General features: G+C 57.6%; 13 protein-coding genes. 9 read left to right on the top strand and 4 right to left on the bottom strand.

What is annotated here, in order from left to right; all coding sequences use genetic code 11:
* Nucleotides 1-342: 342 nt before the first annotated feature.
* Together J3U88_RS28345 and J3U88_RS28350 are read right to left on the bottom strand one after the other, a co-directional pair.
* Nucleotides 343-885 (bottom strand): phosphatase PAP2 family protein, encoded by a 543-nt coding sequence (locus tag J3U88_RS28345; protein ID WP_207862388.1) that lies wholly within the window; start codon nt 883-885, stop codon nt 343-345.
* The gene (locus J3U88_RS28350) at nt 818-2065 is read right to left on the bottom strand and encodes a glycosyltransferase family 4 protein (protein ID WP_207862389.1); all 1248 of its coding nucleotides are present in this window, start codon (nt 2063-2065) and stop codon (nt 818-820) included. Before J3U88_RS28350 ends, J3U88_RS28345 begins: the two co-directional genes overlap by 68 nt.
* Nucleotides 2066-2382: 317 nt before the next feature.
* On the opposite strand from J3U88_RS28350, the gene J3U88_RS28355 reads away from it, so the two are divergent.
* From J3U88_RS28355 to J3U88_RS28370, 4 genes are all read left to right on the top strand, one after another.
* Complete coding sequence (locus J3U88_RS28355; RefSeq protein WP_207862390.1) at nt 2383-2973, top strand: ECF-type sigma factor; 591 nt, start codon at nt 2383-2385, stop codon at nt 2971-2973.
* The gene (locus tag J3U88_RS28360) at nt 2966-5428 is read left to right on the top strand and encodes a protein kinase domain-containing protein (RefSeq protein ID WP_207862391.1); all 2463 of its coding nucleotides are present in this window, start codon (nt 2966-2968) and stop codon (nt 5426-5428) included. The genes J3U88_RS28355 and J3U88_RS28360 overlap by 8 nt, the downstream gene beginning before the upstream one ends.
* Before the next feature lie 88 nt (nt 5429-5516).
* Nucleotides 5517-7106 carry a J domain-containing protein gene (locus J3U88_RS28365; RefSeq protein WP_207862392.1) on the top strand — a complete coding sequence of 530 codons (1590 nt, stop codon included), beginning with the start codon at nt 5517-5519 and terminating at the stop codon, nt 7104-7106.
* Between the two features lie 1524 nt (nt 7107-8630).
* Nucleotides 8631-9707 carry a SpoIIE family protein phosphatase gene (locus J3U88_RS28370; protein ID WP_207862393.1) on the top strand — a complete coding sequence of 359 codons (1077 nt, stop codon included), beginning with the start codon at nt 8631-8633 and terminating at the stop codon, nt 9705-9707.
* 85 nt (nt 9708-9792) lie between these two features.
* Here J3U88_RS28370 and J3U88_RS28375 read toward each other — a convergent pair whose 3' ends face one another.
* The gene (locus J3U88_RS28375) at nt 9793-10032 is read right to left on the bottom strand and encodes a hypothetical protein (RefSeq protein ID WP_207862394.1); all 240 of its coding nucleotides are present in this window, start codon (nt 10030-10032) and stop codon (nt 9793-9795) included.
* Nucleotides 10033-10059: 27 nt separating this feature from the next.
* Between J3U88_RS28375 and J3U88_RS28380 the strand changes: the two genes are divergently transcribed.
* The 4 genes from J3U88_RS28380 to J3U88_RS28395 all read left to right on the top strand — a co-directional run bounded on the left by J3U88_RS28380 (nt 10060) and on the right by J3U88_RS28395 (nt 16541).
* On the top strand, nt 10060-10692 hold the full coding sequence (locus tag J3U88_RS28380; protein ID WP_207862395.1) for a TorF family putative porin: 633 nt from the start codon (nt 10060-10062) through the stop codon (nt 10690-10692).
* A 259-nt stretch (nt 10693-10951) separates the two neighbouring features.
* Nucleotides 10952-11554 carry an ECF-type sigma factor gene (locus J3U88_RS28385; protein ID WP_207862396.1) on the top strand — a complete coding sequence of 201 codons (603 nt, stop codon included), beginning with the start codon at nt 10952-10954 and terminating at the stop codon, nt 11552-11554.
* The gene (locus J3U88_RS28390; protein WP_207862397.1) at nt 11554-14319 is read left to right on the top strand and encodes a serine/threonine-protein kinase; all 2766 of its coding nucleotides are present in this window, start codon (nt 11554-11556) and stop codon (nt 14317-14319) included. The genes J3U88_RS28385 and J3U88_RS28390 overlap by 1 nt, the downstream gene beginning before the upstream one ends.
* Nucleotides 14320-14486: 167 nt before the next feature.
* Nucleotides 14487-16541, top strand: a complete 2055-nt coding sequence (locus tag J3U88_RS28395; RefSeq protein ID WP_207862398.1) for a S8 family serine peptidase — start codon at nt 14487-14489, stop codon at nt 16539-16541.
* Between the two features lie 87 nt (nt 16542-16628).
* Here the strand turns inward: J3U88_RS28395 and J3U88_RS28400 are convergent, their stop codons facing one another.
* Nucleotides 16629-17015, bottom strand: coding sequence for a hypothetical protein (locus J3U88_RS28400; protein ID WP_207862399.1), 387 nt, complete (start codon nt 17013-17015; stop codon nt 16629-16631).
* 1104 nt (nt 17016-18119) lie between these two features.
* Here J3U88_RS28400 and J3U88_RS28405 point away from each other — a divergent pair.
* Nucleotides 18120-19050, top strand: a 931-nt coding sequence (locus J3U88_RS28405; RefSeq protein ID WP_207862400.1) for a hypothetical protein, incomplete at its 3' end; no start/stop codon positions are given.

A 19050-nucleotide genomic window follows, 5' to 3' on the forward strand; every position in this document is an offset into this window, starting at 1 on the left:
CCTGTGCCGCGGCTTGGTTGTCATCTTCGTACGCACAAGGCGTTCCGCTTCTCGCGACGAATCATTGTAAGCAATGCGGGCTCGTTCGGTTGCGGTGAGGTGCCCCCAAAAAAGGAAACGGCAAAGCGTGGGGTGAACGCTTTGCCGTGGTGTTCCTGAATCGGTGGGGGTGCTCACTGATTCAAGTCCTGGTCCGCGGCGTTGCTTCAGTGCTTCTTCTGAATACCGCGACCCCGATATGGAGGTCGGCTTGTGAGGCCTTCCATCAATATCAGACGTGAATCAGGGAACGATTGTTTGGTGTTTGCCTAAATTTTTTAAGAATAACCCTTAGAAAGCAGCTTATTGCCATAAGGCGAGGCAGCCGACCGCGATCAGGGTGCCGGCCAGTGCGCCGATAACCACATCGGATGGGTAGTGCAGGCCGAGGATGACGCGGGAAATGGCGACCATCATGGTAAAGGGAATGAGAATCCAGGCCAGGACCGGAATGGCGGCGACCATCACGATGGTGAACGAAACCGCGTGGAGCGTGTGCCCGCTGGGAAAAGAGAAGGCGTCGAGTGCGGGGGTCCAGTCGGAAACTTCGTCGAGCGAGGCGTAGGGACGAGGACGGGAAGTGGAGCTTTTGACAAATTTGTAGAAGAAGTGGCCGACCACCCCGACCGCCAACATTTGTAGCGAGGTCGTGCCGCCGATTTTGCCGAAGAGCAGGGGCAGTGCCAGCATCCAGGCGTACCAGAAGATGCCGTTGCCGAGCCGACTCACGGTCGAAAACACCTTGCGGACCGGTACGTATTGACCGGCGCGGTTGATTTTAAGACACCAGGGGCCCTCGATTTGGTCCATGCGCAACAAGGTGAGTTTGAGCCTTGAGTCCAACATGGGAAACTCCTTCTTTTCCTTTTCCCAGGAGCGCATCCTCTAAATCGTCGATGGTACGGGACCATCCACACGTTTGCGCCAAGGGAAGAACCGCTTGCTTGAATCGCTCGATGGTTTCGGGAAGCCTCGCCAACGATTCTACACGTTTTTCGAAGCTCACGTCTTCATTAAACGGCACCAAAGCCGCCGTCTCGTCGTCCTGAAGGTACTGGGCCGCCGCGGCGTAATTAAAGGCGACAATCGCCAAACCACTTGACATAGCCTCAAGTACCACGTTACCAAAGGTTTCGGTAACACTGGGAAACAAGAACACATCAGCCGATGCATAGTGGGCTGCCAGCGCTTCGCCTTTTTGCATGCCCGCAAATATGACGTGGGGGTAGTCCTTTTGCAGTTGCAAGCGGGCGGGGCCGTCGCCGACCGCGATAAATTTGGCACGCGGTTGCACGGCGCGAAACCGTTCAAAGGCCGAGATCGCCAATGCTACATTTTTTTCCGGTGCGATGCGGCCGACATAAATCACGGCTATGTCTTTTTCTTCCAGGCCCCAGGCGCGGCGGAGTTCTGGATCGCGGCGCTTGTGGTTAAACAGCTTGGTGTCGATGCCGCGGCCGACAACCTTAATATCGCGGTAACCCCGTTCGGTCAGCAGTTGTTTCATTTCACGGGTGGGGACCAGGGTGAGTTCGGTGCTGTTGTGGAAACCGCGCAGGTGGCGTTCCACCAAATGGCTGATCGCGCTCAGGCGGTAGTATTTGGAGTAGGCGTCGAAGTTGGTGTGAAATTCGGTGACGCAGCGGATCTTCAACGCTTTTGCGGCCTGAATCGCGGCCCAGCCCAAGGGACCCTCGGTAACGACCTGCACCACATCGGGGCGCTCTTCGCGCCAATATTTCTTCAGGGTTCGCACCATCGGCAGGCCGAACCGCAGTTCCCGGTAAAAAGGGATCTTCAAACCTGGCAGGGCGACGACCTTGAGCAATTCGTGGTGCATGACACCGGGCTCTTCTTTTTGGCGAGGGCGGAACAACTGAATGCGGGTCTCGCGCTCAAGCAAGGCCTTGACCATTTTACCGATGGTTTTGGAAACACCGTTAATTTCCGGGGGGAAGGTTTCGGTGACCACGGCGACGTTGTAGCGTCCTTTGCCGGTTTGTGGGGTTTGCGTGGCGTGTTTCAAAGCGTATCCCTCTTGCCAAACTGCGTCGCATGTCCTTAGAGCGCATGCCTTTGTAAACTTCTCGCTAGTCTAGGCAAGGGGTGTTGGGCCGGCGTGAAGACCCATCGAGGCTTTGGTGAGTGGCGTGTCAGATGTGCGCGAAGCGGGTGTAAATCTTTTGTGAGGTGGTTCGCTCGCCGGGTTGATTACCCAGATAAACGGAGGCGTGGGTTGCGTGGTTTTTTGAGGTACGCTCAGAAAAAAGATGAGCCTGAAATCTTGACGGGCGATTTTGTTGCGCTAAGATGAAACGCGAATACCAAGTGAAAGAACCTGATATGAACCACACCACCCGTCCTCGCCCCGGCGATTCGGGTCCGGTGACGTTATGGTTGCAGCGTTGGTACCACGGTGATCGCGAGGCGTTCGACCGGTTGGTGGCCCTCCTTTACACGCCGCTCAAGCAGCGCGCCCGCCGCTACCTAACGCCCGAGGCCACGTTTTCCGCCACCGCACTAATTAATGAATGGTACCTCCGCGTCGCCGGCTCGACCGCGCCGACCCTTAATAATCGCGACCACTTCCTCGCGGTGGCGGCGCTTAACCTGCGTCGTCTGGCCGGACACCTCCGGCGCCGCGCCCGCGGCCACGCCCGCCGCCGTGCCGATCAAAGCGTGCCCACCTTTGCCGCGTCATCCCCCGTGCGGCCAACCCGTCGGCGTGCCTTGGATCAGGCCTTGCAACGCTTGGCGCAACGTGACCCACGCTGCGCGCGGGTTTTTGTCATGCGCCACTTGTTTGGGTTGACCCAAGCCGAGGTGGTTCGCCAAACCGGCCTTTCGCCCGCAACCATTAAACGCGAGCTGGCTTTTGCCCGCGCGTGGTTGGCCGCCCAGGTGGGCGTCTCCCACGGGGGGCCGCGTGTTTGAGCCGGGAGGGACGGCGCACACGCCCGACTGGGCCGCGCTCAAGGCCTTGTTTCACCAGGGTTGCCGCGGCGGAGAGAAGGCGCGGCGGCAGATTCTTGGCTTGTGCGCACCCAAAACCGCCGCCTTGCTGCGGGAGATGTGGCGGGAGGCTGAAGCCGACAGCGCCCTTGCCCCCGCCGAGGAAGCGGACACCGCGCCCCCATTGCCGCCCGCGATGCGCGAGCGTTATGAAATCATCGAACCCCTTGGGCGCGGCGGGATGGGCCGGGTATTTTTGGCTTGGCAGCACCGGCCGATTCGCCGCAAGGTCGCCCTTAAATTCCTTTCGCCCCATCTCTCCACCTCACGCGAACTGAAGCGCTTCCAAGCCGAGGCAAATACCACCGCCACCCTCAATCATGCCGCCGTGGTGAAGGTTTACGACGCGGTTTTTTCCGAAACAAGCCAACCCTGTTTGGTGATGGAGTATGTGGTCGGCCGGCCTTTGAACGTCTATCTCGAGGAGGTGGCTCCCTCGCGTGACGCCCGTCTGGCCCTGTGCCGCGATGTCGCTCGCGGTTTGGCCTACGCACACCGGCGCGGGGTGATTCATCGCGACATCAAACCGGCCAACCTGGTCGTTTGCTTGGAAGATCAACAGCCTCAAATTAAAATCATTGACTTCGGCATTGCCGCGCTGAAAACGGGTTTGAGTGACGGACCTTCAGCGCGAGACGTCGCCGGCACGGGCGCAACCCGTTATTGCGGCACACCGGGTTACATGAGCCCGGAGCAGATGCGCGGCGAACCCATGGACGGCCGCGGCGACGTGTTTAGTTTGGGGTTGGTGTTGCTCGATGCATTGCAGGGTCGCGAGGCCCGTTTGACGCGCTTGCGTGAGGTTGCCGAACACATCCCCCGCGACCGCCGTGTCCCCTTGCCGGAACCCCTGGGCAAACGCGGGTGGCGTGCCGGCTTGTCGCCCGCCGAGGCGGCCGTGATCGAAAAAGCCACCGCCGTGGATCCCGCCGCCCGTTATGCCGACGCCGACGACCTCGCCGCGGATCTTCAAGCCTTGCGTGAACAACGCGTGGTTTCGCCCCATGCGCACAGCCCCCGCCGCGTCTTGGCCGCCTGGCTGCGGCGTCGGCCCTTGCGGGCGGCCTTGGGGGCTGCCTTGCTGCTGCTCCTCGTCGTCACGGCCGGCCGATTTCATCAGGTGCGTCTGCGCCTCGACCAAATGCAGGCCGAGTCCGTGGTCAAGGAGATGGGTTTACACCAACTCAGCAGCCAATCCCAGTTGCTGTTGGCCATGATTAACCCCTCGATCATGCCTGCCACCCCCGAGATGCTCGCCAATCTGAAACGCATCAGTCGGAATTTGGACGAAAGTCGGCTCGTGGCCGAGGTTCAGGTGCTTTTGCGTCTTGAGCTCGGCAGCGCTTTTGCCTATTACAGCGATGTCGATGCCGCCATGGGCGAATTCGAGGCCGCTCGGCGTTTGTTGGAGCCTTTGCCCGCGCGGTTCGACCAGGAGCGGATTTTCGTGAACGGTGCGGCGGCGTTTTTGTTAACGCGTCGGCAACAATATGCCGACGCCGAGGTTCGGTACCAACATGCCTTACAGGAGGCACGGGGAAAACTCGGGGTTACCCATGAACTGTCGCTGGCGCTTGCCGGTGGGGCCGCTTTGCTCCAGGCCGAAACCGGGCGAACCCACCGCGCGCTGACCCAATTTCGCGAGGTGCTGGCTTTGCAGGAACGGCACCTGCCCTTTGACAACGGTTTGCTGACCGCCACCCGTTCCAATTTCGCAACCCTGTTGACCCGCACCGGTGATCTCGCCGGTGCCGAGTCGCTGCTGACCGCCAATTTAGTGGTGCTCCGCGCGCGCCACGGTCCGCGTCATCCGCTCACCTTGCGCGGTGAGCACAACTATTTATTCTTGCTCTATAGCCAGGGTCGTGTCGATGACGCGCTTGCCGGTTTGAAATACCTGCTGGCCGTGCGACGCGATGTCTTGGGTGATCGTCATCCCGACGTCGTCTTAACCGCGGCCAATGTGGTTGGCTTGCTGACCGCGACGCGGCGTCACCGTGAGGCGGTCGAATTGGGGGAAGCCATGGTCCTTGCCCTGGACGATCCCACCCCGAGCCGGCCAATGCGGATCAACCTACAGCAAAACACCGCCCACGCCTGGCTGGAGTTGGGCGAACCGGCGCGCGCCGAGCGCCTGTTGGCCGGATTGCCCGACGATCCGACCGGGGGACCGCTCGCCGCCGTGGTTGCCTTCACGCGTTACGAGGCCCAATTTGCGCAAGGCTGTCGGCGCGAGGCTTTGTTGGGCATGCGAACCTTGTTGCGGGATTTCGAGCAGGCGCATCCCGCCCATCGCGCCGATGCGACCCGCATGCGCCGCGCTTTTGAAGTGTTGGTCCAAGAAGCCGCCGGCTCTGGGGACCGCCTGCCGGATTAGCCCCAAGGATGATGCTTCTTACGTAAAACCCTCCGACGTACCGCCTTCTCGGAATTGAAGCTACAATAGGCGGGGTAGGGGCGTACTTTTGGAACAGCAACCACCTTGGCATTTGTTGCCGGCCGATCCTCGGGGTTTTTTTGGTCTCACCCGCGATATGACGCGGCGCGATCTCAAGCGTCGTTATGTCGCCTTGCTGAAACGCTTTAAGCCTGAACACCATCCCCATGAGTTCATGACCTTGCGTGCCGCATATGAGAAGCTCTGCGCCGAACTCGATCAAATCGCCGCCGAGGCCTCGCTCGTCGAACAGGTGCTTCCCCCCGAACCCAAGCCGGCGCCCATGCCCCGGGGAACCCCGCTGCAAAGCATGCACAACGTCGAACCCGAAATGTGTTACCGGCACCTTACCGACCAACGCAAGAAGGAACCCGAGCATTATGTGCTGTTGGCGTTTCTTTCCGACGTGATCGATCACGGTGAACCCCACGCTTTTTTGCGCTGGGTTCTGTTCGGCCTCAATCAATTTCCCGACGACCCCGCGCTTAACCGCCTTTTCGATGAGGTTTTGCTGGGGGTAGAGCCCCACGGCTACGACACCGTGCTGCGCATCTTGGCCGACACCTGCGAACCGCGGCTTTTCTACCAATTGGCCTTGGCGCCTTTTGCCACCTTGCTCACCGTGTTGCCCTTTGCCCAATGGAAAACCTTGTTGTTTGATTGTGAATCGCGGTTGCGCGCCGAACGTCTGCCGTTCCGGCTTCCGTTTATGGTGGAGCTGGCCAGGCGCGGGTTTTGGCGTGCTGATGCGTCTTGGTTGCACCAGTTTTTCGAATACTTCGACCACCAGCTCGACGCCGTGGACGACGAGTTGGAAATGGACCTGGATTTATTGGAGATTGCCTGGGCCTACCGTTTGGAATGGTCGGAAAAAACCGAAACCACCCCGCTCGCTTTGCTGCTGCACCAACAGATGCAGGCTTGTTTCGCCGCCGATACCCCCGCCGTGCAATCGGCGCTGGAGCGCCTGTGCTTAACCCTGAAGGAACACGCCCTGCTGTTGACCGAGGAGCCGGACGACGGCGGTTGGGTTAACTTCGAACATCTGCTCAACCGGCTTTTGGAACGTTACGCGCCTTATTACCGCGAGGAAGACGGCGTGCCGGCGAGGGTGGCCGACTACCTCGTGCGCCATTTCTTGGTGGAACTGGAGGTGTCGGGCGAGAAACAGTTCATTATTTGGTTGTGGCGTTATGCCGTTTTGGCGACCTGGGGTGGTTTGTTGTTCCTCGCCATCGCCTTGCCGCTGTGGTTTTCGTTTTATGTGCTGGCGGCCTTGCCGTCCGCGGCCAAGGGGTTGTTGTTTTTCGTTGGGCTTTACGCGTCGCGGTTTTTGTTCGAATGGTTGCCCATCAGCGATTACTACCGCCGTTTCCAGATTTGGTTTGGTGAGCGGATGTACCGGACCCACTGGCGCATCGAGACCTTGCAATTTTTGAGTCGCAGCGGTTTGAGTTTCGATCACTTCGTTGCCTTGTTAAAGGAGATGCCGAAGGAGCAGAACGTGCCGCGCTGGTACCTTACCTTGTTGGAGGAGGACCGGGTCTTGGCGTTGTTCGCGAGGGCCCAGTGTTTGACCGGCGATTGGTGGCGCTGGCGCAGCGGTTATTTGAGTTAACCGCACAAAACCAAGGCTTGGTCGCACCCGATAAAGAACAAAATAAACGGTTGTTCGGGCACGGCGGAGAACGAACCAAACGCATACAAAACCGGATGCTGAAATGAGGGTGATCCGGCGCGCCCTAACAGGGCGCGCACACCGCCGTATGTGGACCACAAATGATTTAAAACGTGAGGCGAAGCCGAACAGCATCTGGTTACACCGAAGGTGTTACGGATTTCAGCCTAGGGTAAGCGGTTATGGAATAACCGCTTACCCTAGGACCCCGGGGGTTCCCGAAACGCAAACCCCACGGGGGTTGGCATTTGAGAGATGAACAAACAACGAATGATGGGGTGGGCCACGGTGGTTGAAACCCGAAAACCCAACGAACCGAACAAACAACGAATGATGCGGCGTGCCACGGGGCTTGGCACCCAAAAACCCAACGAACCGAACAAACAACAAATGATCCGGCGCACCGCAACGGGGTAGGCACCCCGATCAAACCCCGTTTCATCAACAGATAACCTTGTGATGGTTCTGCGATTTGGCAAAAACTCACCATTACTTGATGTTCCATTCATGGAAAACCCGCACAGGGTGGGTATTCTCCGGGCGGTTTGAAGGAATGAACGATTGAGAGATTTTGTAGTTCGTTGAAAAAATAGAAAGAAGAGATTTTTTGTGAGCAGCCCGCAATTCCCGCGAGGGGTTCGGCCCAGAAGCAGAACCCCTCGCGAGAATTGCGGGGAAGGCTCGTGCAGGACGGCGCCTTTTTTCCGCTTAACAGCCTCGTAGGTATAAGGCTTAATCCTCAATCAGCGCCGCCCGCTCCGTCATCATGACCCAGCTCACGAAAGTTTGCGCCCGGCGAGAAAAGTCTGTGAGCCGCTTTGTTCTTCAGGTAGACTTCCTCTCGTCTAAGGCGTAAGCGTGGTGAATGACCACCCAACGCATGATCTTCCTTCTTCTTTATGATGACGAGACGATGTTCCGGTGTTGCGGCCGGAAGCGTCAACATGGATTTCGGCACGGGGCCGCGTTCAGGACAGGCGAACCCCCACCGCCACGAAATATGCCCTGTACGGCACCCATGATTGTCCTTTATCGCCCTACGTCCCACGAGCTGCTTCCCCCATAAAGTGCGTGCTCGTCGGGCCGCGGGCGCGAATCCCGGCGCTGAGCCCGGGTCGAACAGGTTCTTGGTATGGAATCAATGGATTGTGTGATTGTGAGAGAGGTAGCAAGACGTCAAAATGACGGAAATATCACAAACTTCTCAGTTGTAAGGCGCGTAAGCTTGGTGGATGTCGGGCGAGGGTTTTGGGTTTCTCCCGCTGCGGCACAACCGATCCCTTACACATGAAGCAATCAATCTTGGTGAGAAACACGTGGTTTTGCGAGCCCTTCCCAGCATGTCCAGGGTGACCTGCTTTTCGCAAGATCGAGGTAAACAGCCCCGCGGTTACGTCATAACTGTGTGGACTATCGAGGAAAACTATGGCAACGTTAGCTAGTTTATTAGAGCTTGGTAAGCAAATGGAATCACAATTGAAACCCATGGAAACGGTCATTCTTACGCAATTTTTGCGCGACTACCTTAACCGCTTCAACGCCTACAAAATGAATTTTGGATTTCGTAAAGGCGCATTTGAATTTGCGGGCCAAGCGCGCAACACCAACACCGCCAAGCTGGACGGTGTTGAGTACGACCTGGAACCCATGCTCCAAGCCTGTGAAGCCCCCGGCCACGTCAGCATCGGCGGTGACTTCGTTGTGGGTTTCGACTACGAACCCCTGACCGAAACCGGGGCCATTACCCAGGAAGTCGGTCTGTCGATTTTTGATACCGCCAACCACGGTTACGACGCCTTCTTTTTGTCCGGTCATATCCGCGGCTTGCTGCTCAATATTCTGGATGCGCACATTCGCGACCGACGTCGGATTGAGAACCATATCTTTACGGAACTCAACAACTTACTCAAGGGCCCCTTGACCCAAGCGCTGGTCAAAAGTACCAACCCCAGCCGCGCCACCCGCACCCGCGGCGCCGTGGGTCTGCATGGGCAGTTCCACGTCGACACCGGCGATTTTAACTTCGTCTGTACCGGCTTACCGGTGTTCTATTACAGTTCTGTTCAGAACCGCTTCATTTACTTGGAACCCAACAGTGGCCCGCCCCTGGGTTACTTCTCCGAGAATGACGCCTTCTACAAACCCTACGTGCCGCACAACGTCAAGCTTCACCCCGGCGATTACTTGATTCTGGCTACCGACGGCTGCTTCGAGTCCGAGTGTTACGAAGATTTGTGCCCTGCCTTGGGTGCGCCCCCTGAACCGATCGGCTTCTTCCGTTACCCGGAAAACTTCAACATGGAAAACACCTCCGCTTTTAGCCTCTACGACATGGCGCCGGATGAGATTGGGGTGCAAAACGATCCCGACATCCAATCGTTCTGTCACTTCTTGCAGCCCTATGTGGCCTCCGGTGTCGGTGCTTCCTTGATCGTGCAAAATGCGCTCGAGGCCATCAAAGAAACCCCCTACTTCAACTTCGACGACAAGTCGCTGATTGTGGTCAAGGCATTGGGTGAGGAAGAAATGATCGCCATTTAACCCCTGAGGCGCGGCCTTTAGCTGCACTTTATTTGGATCTGGACAGCCGGTCTTTTGCTGCGAAGCGGCAAAGATCGGCTTTTCTTTATTTTGTTGCGTTTCGTTTTATGAATCGCTGGAGAAGCCTTGTAAATGGTTTGTTTTGAGCAGTTTTTCCAGAAGAAACGAAGGCCGGTGGTGGGGCGTTTCCCCGCCGGTTTTGCCGCTTCTCCGCCTTGGTTTTTTGGGAAAAATGCCGTGGTCGGTCTTTTTTTGCTGGTTTCACGCCGGGCTTTTTTGCTATTTTGATGGGCAACATCAGGTACTTAACCACCAGGGCATTCATTCCCCCACTTCCCCCAAGGAGACGAACATGAATGTTACCTGGAAATCCCCAACCATCTTTTTGGTCGCCCTGTTGAGCTTCCCCCTGCTCGGCTTCGGCGAATTCAGTGCAAACCTCGGTGTCACGCCCGACTACGTTTGGCGTGGCGAATCACAAACCGACGAAGAACCCGCCCTTCAAGGCGGCTTAGATTACGCGTTTACCAACGGCCTCTACGTGGGTACGTGGGCGTCCAACGTCAAATTCGGTGACGAGCGCGATGTGGAAATCGACCTCTACGGCGGTTTCGGCACCGAGTTCGAATCCGGCCTAAGTTTGGACGTCGGCCACATCAGTTACGTCTTCCCCGACGGTGACGATGTGGACGAAGCCTACCTCGGTCTTGGATTTAAGATCTTTGAAGCCAAGTACTACTACGACTACGACAATGAGAACAGCTACCTTGACGGCAGTTTGAGTTTCGATCTGCCCAAGGGGTTCGGCCTCGGCCTGCACGCCGGCTTATTCGACTTTGACCAAGGTGAAGACCGCAACGACTACAAACTTGCGGTCTCTAAATCCATGTGGTCGCTCGACTTCGAATTGGGTTACACCGACACCGATTGGGATTCCAATATCCACGACGGTCGGGTCACCTTTTTGATTAGCAAAACCTGGTGAATCCCTGTTTGCGCCGCCTGAACCACGGGCCGCGCCGCATCGGAACGGTTGATGAACCACCCATGCGAGGTGGAACCCCGGCGGGTTCCACCTCTTTGTCTTGGATGCCTATTGGGTAAATAAAGCCTTCACATTAATCGGGAGAAATCAGAAAATAGCCACTTTGTTGATGAAGTGTAAATGAATAAGTGTCTGATATTATGAATCGGGCTAGCTTATCTACTGTTGATGGGTGGTTCTTCTTTTTCCGAGGTCGCTTATGGCATCCGCTGACGATCCCGCCGCGCGCCGGTCCCCGCCGGCACAAAGCCAATCCGAACCCCATGATTTGGATGAATGGTTCGTGTTGGTATACAACGACTTGCGTTGCTCCGCCCGTTTTTATTTGCAGCAGCGTGGCGCTGATTTGTCCCTACAACCCACCGCTTTGGTCCACGAGGTTTACGAGATCCTTCACGGTGAAACCGGTTTGGTTTTTGAGAGTCGGCTGCATTTCTTTCGTTGCGCCAGGCTGATGATGCGGCGGTTTATCGTTCACTATGCTCGGCGAAAGTTGGCGCAAAAACGGGGCGGCGGTTTGACCCACCATACCCTTGATGAATCCCGTCGGCTGGGGTCGGCGGCTTGGTCGCCCGAACAGTTGTTGTGCCTCGCCGATGCGCTCGAAACCCTGCGCGCCTGTGATCCGCGACGCTGTCGCATTGCCGAATTGCGTTTTTATCTGGGGTTGACCCATGACGAGATTGCCCTGGTCTTGGGCTGTTCCGCCCGATCCGTCCGCAGGGAATGGCAGACCGCGCAACTTTGGTTGGCCCGTGAACTGCGCGGGGTCGCCGCGCCCGCCGTGGGACGGTTGGCCTAATGACGTCTGATCGCTGGCGGCAAATCGCCGCGATGCTTGAAGAAGCGCGCTCATTGCCGACCGCCGCCCGAGCGGCCTTTCTTCAGGAGGCCTGTGGCAGCGATGCCGACCTGCGCCATGAGGTCGATTCCCTGTTGAATGTGGATGAGGCCGCGCTTGCCCTGCTGGAGCAACCCTTTATGGAAGCGCCGGATTTGGTCGGAAAACGTTTTGGGGCCTATCGCCTGGTGCGGGAACTGGGACGTGGCGGCATGGGGACGGTTTACCTCGCCGAGCAGGATGAACCCCATGTTCGGCGGGTTGCGATCAAATTGGTGAACACCAGTCGTCCCAGCGCCATGCAACAACAGCGCTTTGCCCTGGAGCAGGAAATTCTGGGACGCTTGAACCACTCGGCCATTGCCAAACTGTACCAGTCCGGCCTGGTTGCCAATGGACCGGCTTACTTTGTGATGGAGTACATTGAAGGGGCGCCGATCACCGATTATTGCGACCAGCATCGCTTAAACCTACGCGAGCGCATTGAACTGGTGATGAAGGTCTGCGACGCCGTCGCCCACGTGCACCTCAAGGGTGTGGTTCATCGTGATTTAAAACCCTCCAACATTTTGGTTCAATCCGAGGGCGAGGCGGCTCAGCCCAAAATTATCGACTTCGGGATCGCCAAGGACGCCTTGGGCCGCGAGGACCTGACCCGAGAAGGCGCCGCCCCGGGAACCCTTCGCTACATGAGCCCGGAGCAGGCCGGGCTCAGTGGTCCCGACGGTCTGGCCGTCGGCTGCGATTTTCGCACCGATGTGTACGCCTTGGGTGTGGTGCTTTACGAGTTGTTGGTCGGGAAACCGCCGCTAACCTGGCCAAAGGGAAGTGGTTACGCGGAGGTGGTGCGTTTGATTTGCGAGGAAACGCCACTTTTTGCCGACGAGGCGTGGCGGCGATCGCCAACGGCGGAGCGCGAAGCATTGGCGCGGCGGCGCGGTGGGTCGTCCCGTGCGATCCGGGCACGGCTCGGCGGCGATCTGCGCTGGATTTTGGCGCGGGCCCTGGCTAAACGGCCGGAGGATCGTTACCCATCGCCGCGCGATTTTTCCCGCGATCTCCAGCGCTTGCTCCACGACCTGCCCGTTGAGGCGCGACGGCCCCATCTCGGTTACATCCTCGGCAAGTTCGTCAAAAGGCACCTCGCCGCCGCCGGTGCCCTGGGCGCCGTCGCCGCGCTCGTGCCCGTGTTTGTGCTGATGCTGCTGTTTCAGCAACAGCAAACCGCCCTGGAGCGGGATCGTGCCCACCGCGAACGAGATTCGGCCGAGGCCGTCACCGAGTTTTTGGTTCGTTTGTTCCACGCCAAGGATCCCTACAAAAAACATGAGGGCGAACGGTCCGTCACCGATTTGCTGCAAACGGCCGGGGATCAAATGAACCGCGAACTCGAGAGCCGACCCCACCTGCGCAGCCGTCTCTTGGGAACCATGGGCCGGGTGTACCATCATCTCGGTCAGGTCGATGAAGGGCGTACCCGCCTGGAGCAAGCACTCGAGGATCGCGCGGCCCTTGCCGAAACCGCGCCGGAAGTGTTGGCCGGGAACCTACGTTACCTCGCGCAGCTTGACCAAGAAACCGGACGGTACCAACAAGCCGAGGCCGGCTACCGGGAAGCGGCCAACCTGTTGGCGACCCATTTTGGAAGGGATCACCTGGGTTACCTTGAGGTGCGCAACCTGATCGGCCACCTTCAATTCGAGCAAGGCTTGTACGAACAGGCAGAGCCCTTGCTGGTGGAAACCCTCGCCGCCTTGCGCGACGCCCCCAGGGTTGACGACCTCCAAATTGGGCGAACCCTCAACAACCTCGCCGTGCTTAAGCAACGTCAGGGCAAATTTGACCAAGCGGAGGTTTACTTTCGCGACTCCCTCGCGATTCATTCTAAGGCCTACGGTGCTTCTCATCCCCTGATCGCGGTGTTGCGCAACAACCTGGCCGCGATCCATTTCCAGCGCGGCGAATACGGGCCGGCCGAGGCCCATTACCGCGCTTCGCTTGAGATTAAGGTACAACGGCTTGGCTGGGATCATCCCAGCATTGCCAACAGCCTAAATAATTTGGCAGTGCTGCATCAGGAACAGGGGCGGTGGGCGCTGGCGGTTTCCGAATTGTGCCGCGCGATTCATATTCGTGAGCAACACACGGAACAGGTGACGCTTACCTTGGCCCAGGGGTATATCAACCTCGGCCGCAACCAAACGCTGCTCGGCCAAACCGATGATGCACGCGCCTCTCTGAACCTGGCTCACGCGATGATCACCACGGCTTTTGGTACCGATCATCCCCAAATTCCCTTTGTGCTTAACAACCTCGCCCGCAATGAGGTTGAGGCCGGTTTTGTGGCACGGGCCGAGGCGCTTTTCCGCGCCGGTATCCAGCACAGCCTTAACCACCAACGCACCAGCGAATACTTGACCGCTGTTTTGGTGGCCGGTTTGGCCGACACACTGAGCCGGCAGGGGCGTCACGCCGAGGCCCTGTACCAGGCCGAAAGCGCGCTTGGTTTTTTGGCCGACATCGGTCATGAGGACCACTGGATGTTTTTTCAAGTGCAGACCACACTGGGCGAGGCCTTGGCCGGGCTGGGGCGTTTTGAGGAGGCCGAGCCGGTTTTGCGGGAAGCTTACGCCGGAACGGTTTCGCGGTTCGGCGCGGATCACTGGAAGACGGGCAAGGCCCGCGCCGCGCTTTCCCGTTTGGAGAACCGCAAGCTCACTTGGTAGGCCGGCTTGTGGTGTTTCCGCCGTGGTGCTTTTAGGATGCGCGCGGTTTTTGCCATTTTTTTGGCCGCTTCCTGCCCGCGAATACCCAGTTGAGATAAGGCTGTTTTGCCAGGCCCTTTTGCGGTGCCTGGTAACGGTTCCACTTTTTACCTGATGAGGGATTTACCATGATGAAGTTTTCGTTCGGATGGATGTTGGTCTTATGTCTGTCCTTCTCGTTTGATGTCGATGCGCGTTCGCCCAAAATCGACCCCGCTGTTTATGACGCTTTTGCCGACGAGATCGCGGCTTTTCGAAACAAGCGGCCGAGCCCCAAAGAAGCCGGTTTGCGTGTCATCATCCACCTCGACCCCATGGGGCGTTTGCTTGCCAAGGATGTGGGCCGCGAGGAAGACGGTTCGCTGGACCTGCTTGCCGAGGACGTCTTTGAGGCGCAATCCTCCTTGATCGACGACCTGCAACAACAGGGCGTGCCGGCGCGGCGCACCAAAAACGGCGAAACGGCTTTTGCCGTGGAATTGATGCTGACTTACCAGTACGCCTTTGCCGCCACCGTTTCCGATATCGCGCTATTGGAAGAGGTCGCCGATCATGACGCCGTGACCCGGGTGGTGGTTGACAACCTGAATCATGCCCATACCGCGGAGGGGCGCGCCTTGACCGGTGCGACCCGTGCTTCCGCCCAAGGTTTCAATGGTGCCGGCATTGGGGTCGCCGTCATCGATTCCCATTTTGACCTGCTTCACCCTGAAATGGGTGGCTCGACCACCTTGCCCAACAGGGTTTTTGCCGGGGGAACCAATTTTGACAGGATCGGCGCAAGCATCCATTCGCAATTTGATGAAGATTGTGTTCACGGGACGGCGGTCGCATCCATTGTGCGGCGTTATGCGCGCGGTGTGGACCTCTACGGCGTGGTGGTGTTGCCCAATGCGTGGGACAGCGTCGTGGCCGAGGCGATTAACTGGTGTGTCACCAATCGCAACGGGTTAAACGGCGGCGATCCCATTCGCATCATCAACATGTCCCTTGGGGGCGGCAAGTTCGAGGGGGCTTGTAACTTCGGGGTCATGCATTCCGCCGCCGGTACCGCGCTGAGCCGCGGCATCATTGTGATTGCCTCCTCCGGGAACAGCGGCTGGAGCGATAGCATGGGGGCGCCTGCTTGCTCCAGCAACGTTATTTCGGTTGGTTCAAGCTGGGATGCAACTGATGCGGCCTACACCCCGTTCATGCCCGCCTTCTGTAGCGACAGTGAGCGCCGTGTCGATGAACGCGCATGTTATTCGAATACTTCGCCGGTTTTGGATGTCTACGCCCCCGCCGAGTCGGTTGTGTGCGCGTCTTGTGGTGGTGGTACCGCGGCTTTTGGGGGAACTTCTTCTGCTTCTCCCGCCACCGCCGGCATGATCGCGCAATTACTGAGCGCCAAACCCAATCTGATCGGCGCCCAAACCTTGGTGCGCAATTTGTTGCGGGAAACCGGCCGACCCGTTTTAGGGGATTCGTCTGGTCGCCGTATCGATATCGGCGATGCGGTGGCGTCTTGCGCGCCGCGACCCACGGGCATGACTGCCTGGTGGCCGCTCGGCGACCTAGTGCCCGGCATCCCCACCGTCAGCGATCTTGCCGGTACCAACAACATCGGCACCAAAATCAACGGCCTTCCGGGAACCACGGGTCGGGTCGGTTGGGGCGACACATTTAACGGGTTGAATCAATACATCCGGGTGTCGCACCATGGCGATCTCAATTTGGGCACCGGTGATTTCACTATTTCGGCGTGGATTCGCACCAGCCGTGAAAATCAAGTGATTGTAACCAAGCGCAACAGCTCGGACAGCCGCGGTTATTTATTGATGTTCTACAACGGTCGTTTGCTGTTGCAGATGGCCGACCATGTGCGCGGCCCCGCCAATTTCCAGGCGCCGGTGATTCCCGAGTTGTTGGACGATACCTGGCGGTTTGTGGCGGTGACCGTGGATCGCGATGCAACCCATGGTGGGCGGATGTATGTTGATGATGAGCTGGTGTTTACCTTTAACCCGACCAGCCGTCGGGGGAGTTTGGATACCGGCGATCATTTTTACATCGGTCGCCAGGATGGGCTCGGTGCTTATTACCAAGGGGTGATGGATGAGTTGACGCTCTACAAACGCGCCTTGTCCGCCCAGGAAGTTGCCGCCGAATTCTACGCGGGTTATTTGGGGAAATGCCGTTAAGGGCGGTTCAGAAATGCGAAAAGGCAGCCGTGAGGCTGCCTTTTTTAGCGCGGCGGAAAACCCGCCGTGAACCCCGCGGGGTTTGTCTTAGTAGACGGTGCTGCGCTTCACGTTGATTTCTTTGGCTTCCAGGTTACCGTTGCCGTCGCCCCATACCTGAACCACGATGTGAACGTACTCGGTTTGCAAGGAGTAGTTACCGCCGGTGCGACGGTTCATCACGATGGTCACGGTGAACGCTTGGTGATCGCCGGTAGGTGCCATGATGTAGTAGACGGGGTCTACGGTGATTTGGCTCAGGTTGTGGCCTTCGTCCAGGCACGTGCGGTAGTTGCTCAACACAAGGTTGTCGTTGTTGAGTGCTTGGCGCAATTCTGGGTAATCAACCAGTTGGTTTTCTTGTGCGAAAGCACCAAAAGAAACGGAGGCGATCAGGGCGAAAGTGGCAATTTTGAAAAGATTTTTTGAATTCATGAACATAGCATTCTCCTAATGAAGCGTGTGAAATTGATAAACGATGCTTGATGGGGTCTTTTGGAAGCAGGGTTGAATAGTCGTGCGAAAACCATTCATCCGGCAGGGACAAGGTGCTTTCCCATTTGATCTGGAAACGCCTTCGTGTTGGGTATGAATGAATGAGCCCAAAAAGGCGCCGTCGGAATCCGTTTCGCTAGGGTTTGGTGCACCTTGCGATATGATGGTTGTGACCCATGGTGGCCGCCCGTACGCGATCCGCGTTTTAACATAAGATGCGGTGGCCGTTGAAAGGTCGTTTTTGTTTGGGGAGGTGTCGCGCGGATAGTATCGAGATCAAGCCTTGAGCATACTAGCGTTTCAAGGCTGTTCGCGCCGCGTCACGGGGATAAGGTATTGCAGTTGCGATGCCGGCTTTGCCGGCCGTCGGTTGCTCTGTAACACCTCTGTAACACCTAAATGAAACTGGTCAGATGAGTGCTGGTTCATTTCCGAAAAAACGAGAAAGGGCGCTTGTCTGCCAAGTGCTCGCTGCCCGAAAGTACGTGTGTTAAGAAAATGTGAATGTAAAGAATATTTCTCCGAAAGCAAAAGGCTGTACGGCAGCCCGTTGGTGTGCGGGCTCACATTTTGATGTGTTAATTGGGAAAAAATAAATAATTGTTGTGATTATCTCTGTTTTTGAGTGTGAATCATGCCTGCCATGAGCCTCGGGGCTAAAAAGAGAATGTCTCCGAGGTGGTGCGGCAACACTTAGGACCCGGGGGGCTTCCCCAGAGTTCTTGTCTTTCTTTTACAAAGGCTGTTCCTTGCCGTTGTCTGCTTTGCCATCGAAAGAGGTTTATCCCGAGCGCCAAGGCCGGCTCATCGATTTTTCGGCAATCAGTACAGATACCCAGATTGGACCCGCTGTTTCGGCATTTTTGCCTGTTGGACAAGGGCTGTCTCGCACCTTTGTTACGCTCAGTTGGCTGCTTTTAATGGGCTGTTACTTTTTGATTAGAGCCGACCTTTTGCCGGTATCAACCGGTAAACCTTCATCATCGGCGTATTGTCGACGTTCTCCGTTTTGACGTTTTCACCCTTCACATGAGAGGTAATCCGATGCAACGAACCGCTTTTCTTCAGACCTGCATCCTTGCCCTTAACGTCCTTTCTTTTTTTCCCTTACACGCATTCCAAGAAGCCGTGGTGACCCGCGTCGCCGCGCGCGAGTTACCCACCCAGCGGGAGGAGATCGAGCCGCTTTCATCCGATGCCGACCAAATCGGGTTGCGTACCGAGATTCCCTACACCCACATCAACGAGTTCACCGGCAAACACAACATCACCCTGGAAGCCGTCGGCGTTCCCGGCCTGAGCCTGACCCCGATCTACAAAACACCGGAGGAACCCTACTGCCGCAACAGCTCCGACTTTCAGCTTTGCCAACTCTCCGGTACGCCCGACAGCCATAACCTCGGCCTCGGCTGGAGTTTTAACCTGGGTTACATCGTCGCCCGTAACCGCGTGATCAGTAGCGCTTTTGCTGATTGGGAACGGGTCCGTTTTGTCGACTCGGCCGGGAACGCCGCGGTTTTCGGTCGCGACGCTTTGTTCCAAAAGGGGCCTTTCGACGGTGGTGCACGGGACGCTTGCGACACTTTCGGCTGTCTGCCCGAGCAGGCCGATGTGCATTTCATCGATCGGAACTTGCGCCGCATCACGCGGCAATGGCGCGACGACGGCACGTTGCTCCAGGGTTTTTCCCAAAGTAATTATTACCTCAAAGAACCCAACGGCCAGGTTACCGAGTTTTTGGCGCAACGGCGTGTTACCGATGAAGCCAATCGTTCGGCCGTGCGCTTTTACCCGATTCGCATTACCCAACCCAACGGCCGTTTCCTGACCGTGACTTATGTCGGTGGGTTGGATGCCGACGGGACGGTTCCCGAGCCGGCGCGCATCGCCTCGCTGGTCGACCAAGACGGGCGTCGCCTCGTCATTGATTACCACGGACCCGAAAGCGCCTACCAAGGCCTGCCGGAAAAAGTCG

The organism is Acanthopleuribacter pedis, from assembly GCF_017377855.1.
Taxonomy (GTDB): domain Bacteria; phylum Acidobacteriota; class Holophagae; order Acanthopleuribacterales; family Acanthopleuribacteraceae; genus Acanthopleuribacter; species Acanthopleuribacter pedis.

Bases quoted from the DNA above. Each gene is read 5' to 3' on its own strand.
- J3U88_RS28345 (WP_207862388.1), bottom strand. From the start codon at position 885: ATGTTGGACTCAAGGCTCAAACTCACCTTGTTGCGCATGGACCAAATC.
- J3U88_RS28355 (WP_207862390.1), top strand. From the start codon at position 2,383: ATGAACCACACCACCCGTCCTCGCCCCGGCGATTCGGGTCCGGTGACG.
- J3U88_RS28370 (WP_207862393.1), top strand. From the start codon at position 8,631: ATGGAATCACAATTGAAACCCATGGAAACGGTCATTCTTACGCAATTT.
- J3U88_RS28375 (WP_207862394.1), bottom strand. From the start codon at position 10,032: ATGAATGCCCTGGTGGTTAAGTACCTGATGTTGCCCATCAAAATAGCA.
- J3U88_RS28380 (WP_207862395.1), top strand. From the start codon at position 10,060: ATGAATGTTACCTGGAAATCCCCAACCATCTTTTTGGTCGCCCTGTTG.
- J3U88_RS28385 (WP_207862396.1), top strand. From the start codon at position 10,952: ATGGCATCCGCTGACGATCCCGCCGCGCGCCGGTCCCCGCCGGCACAA.
- J3U88_RS28390 (WP_207862397.1), top strand. From the start codon at position 11,554: ATGACGTCTGATCGCTGGCGGCAAATCGCCGCGATGCTTGAAGAAGCG.
- J3U88_RS28395 (WP_207862398.1), top strand. From the start codon at position 14,487: ATGATGAAGTTTTCGTTCGGATGGATGTTGGTCTTATGTCTGTCCTTC.
- J3U88_RS28400 (WP_207862399.1), bottom strand. From the start codon at position 17,015: ATGAATTCAAAAAATCTTTTCAAAATTGCCACTTTCGCCCTGATCGCC.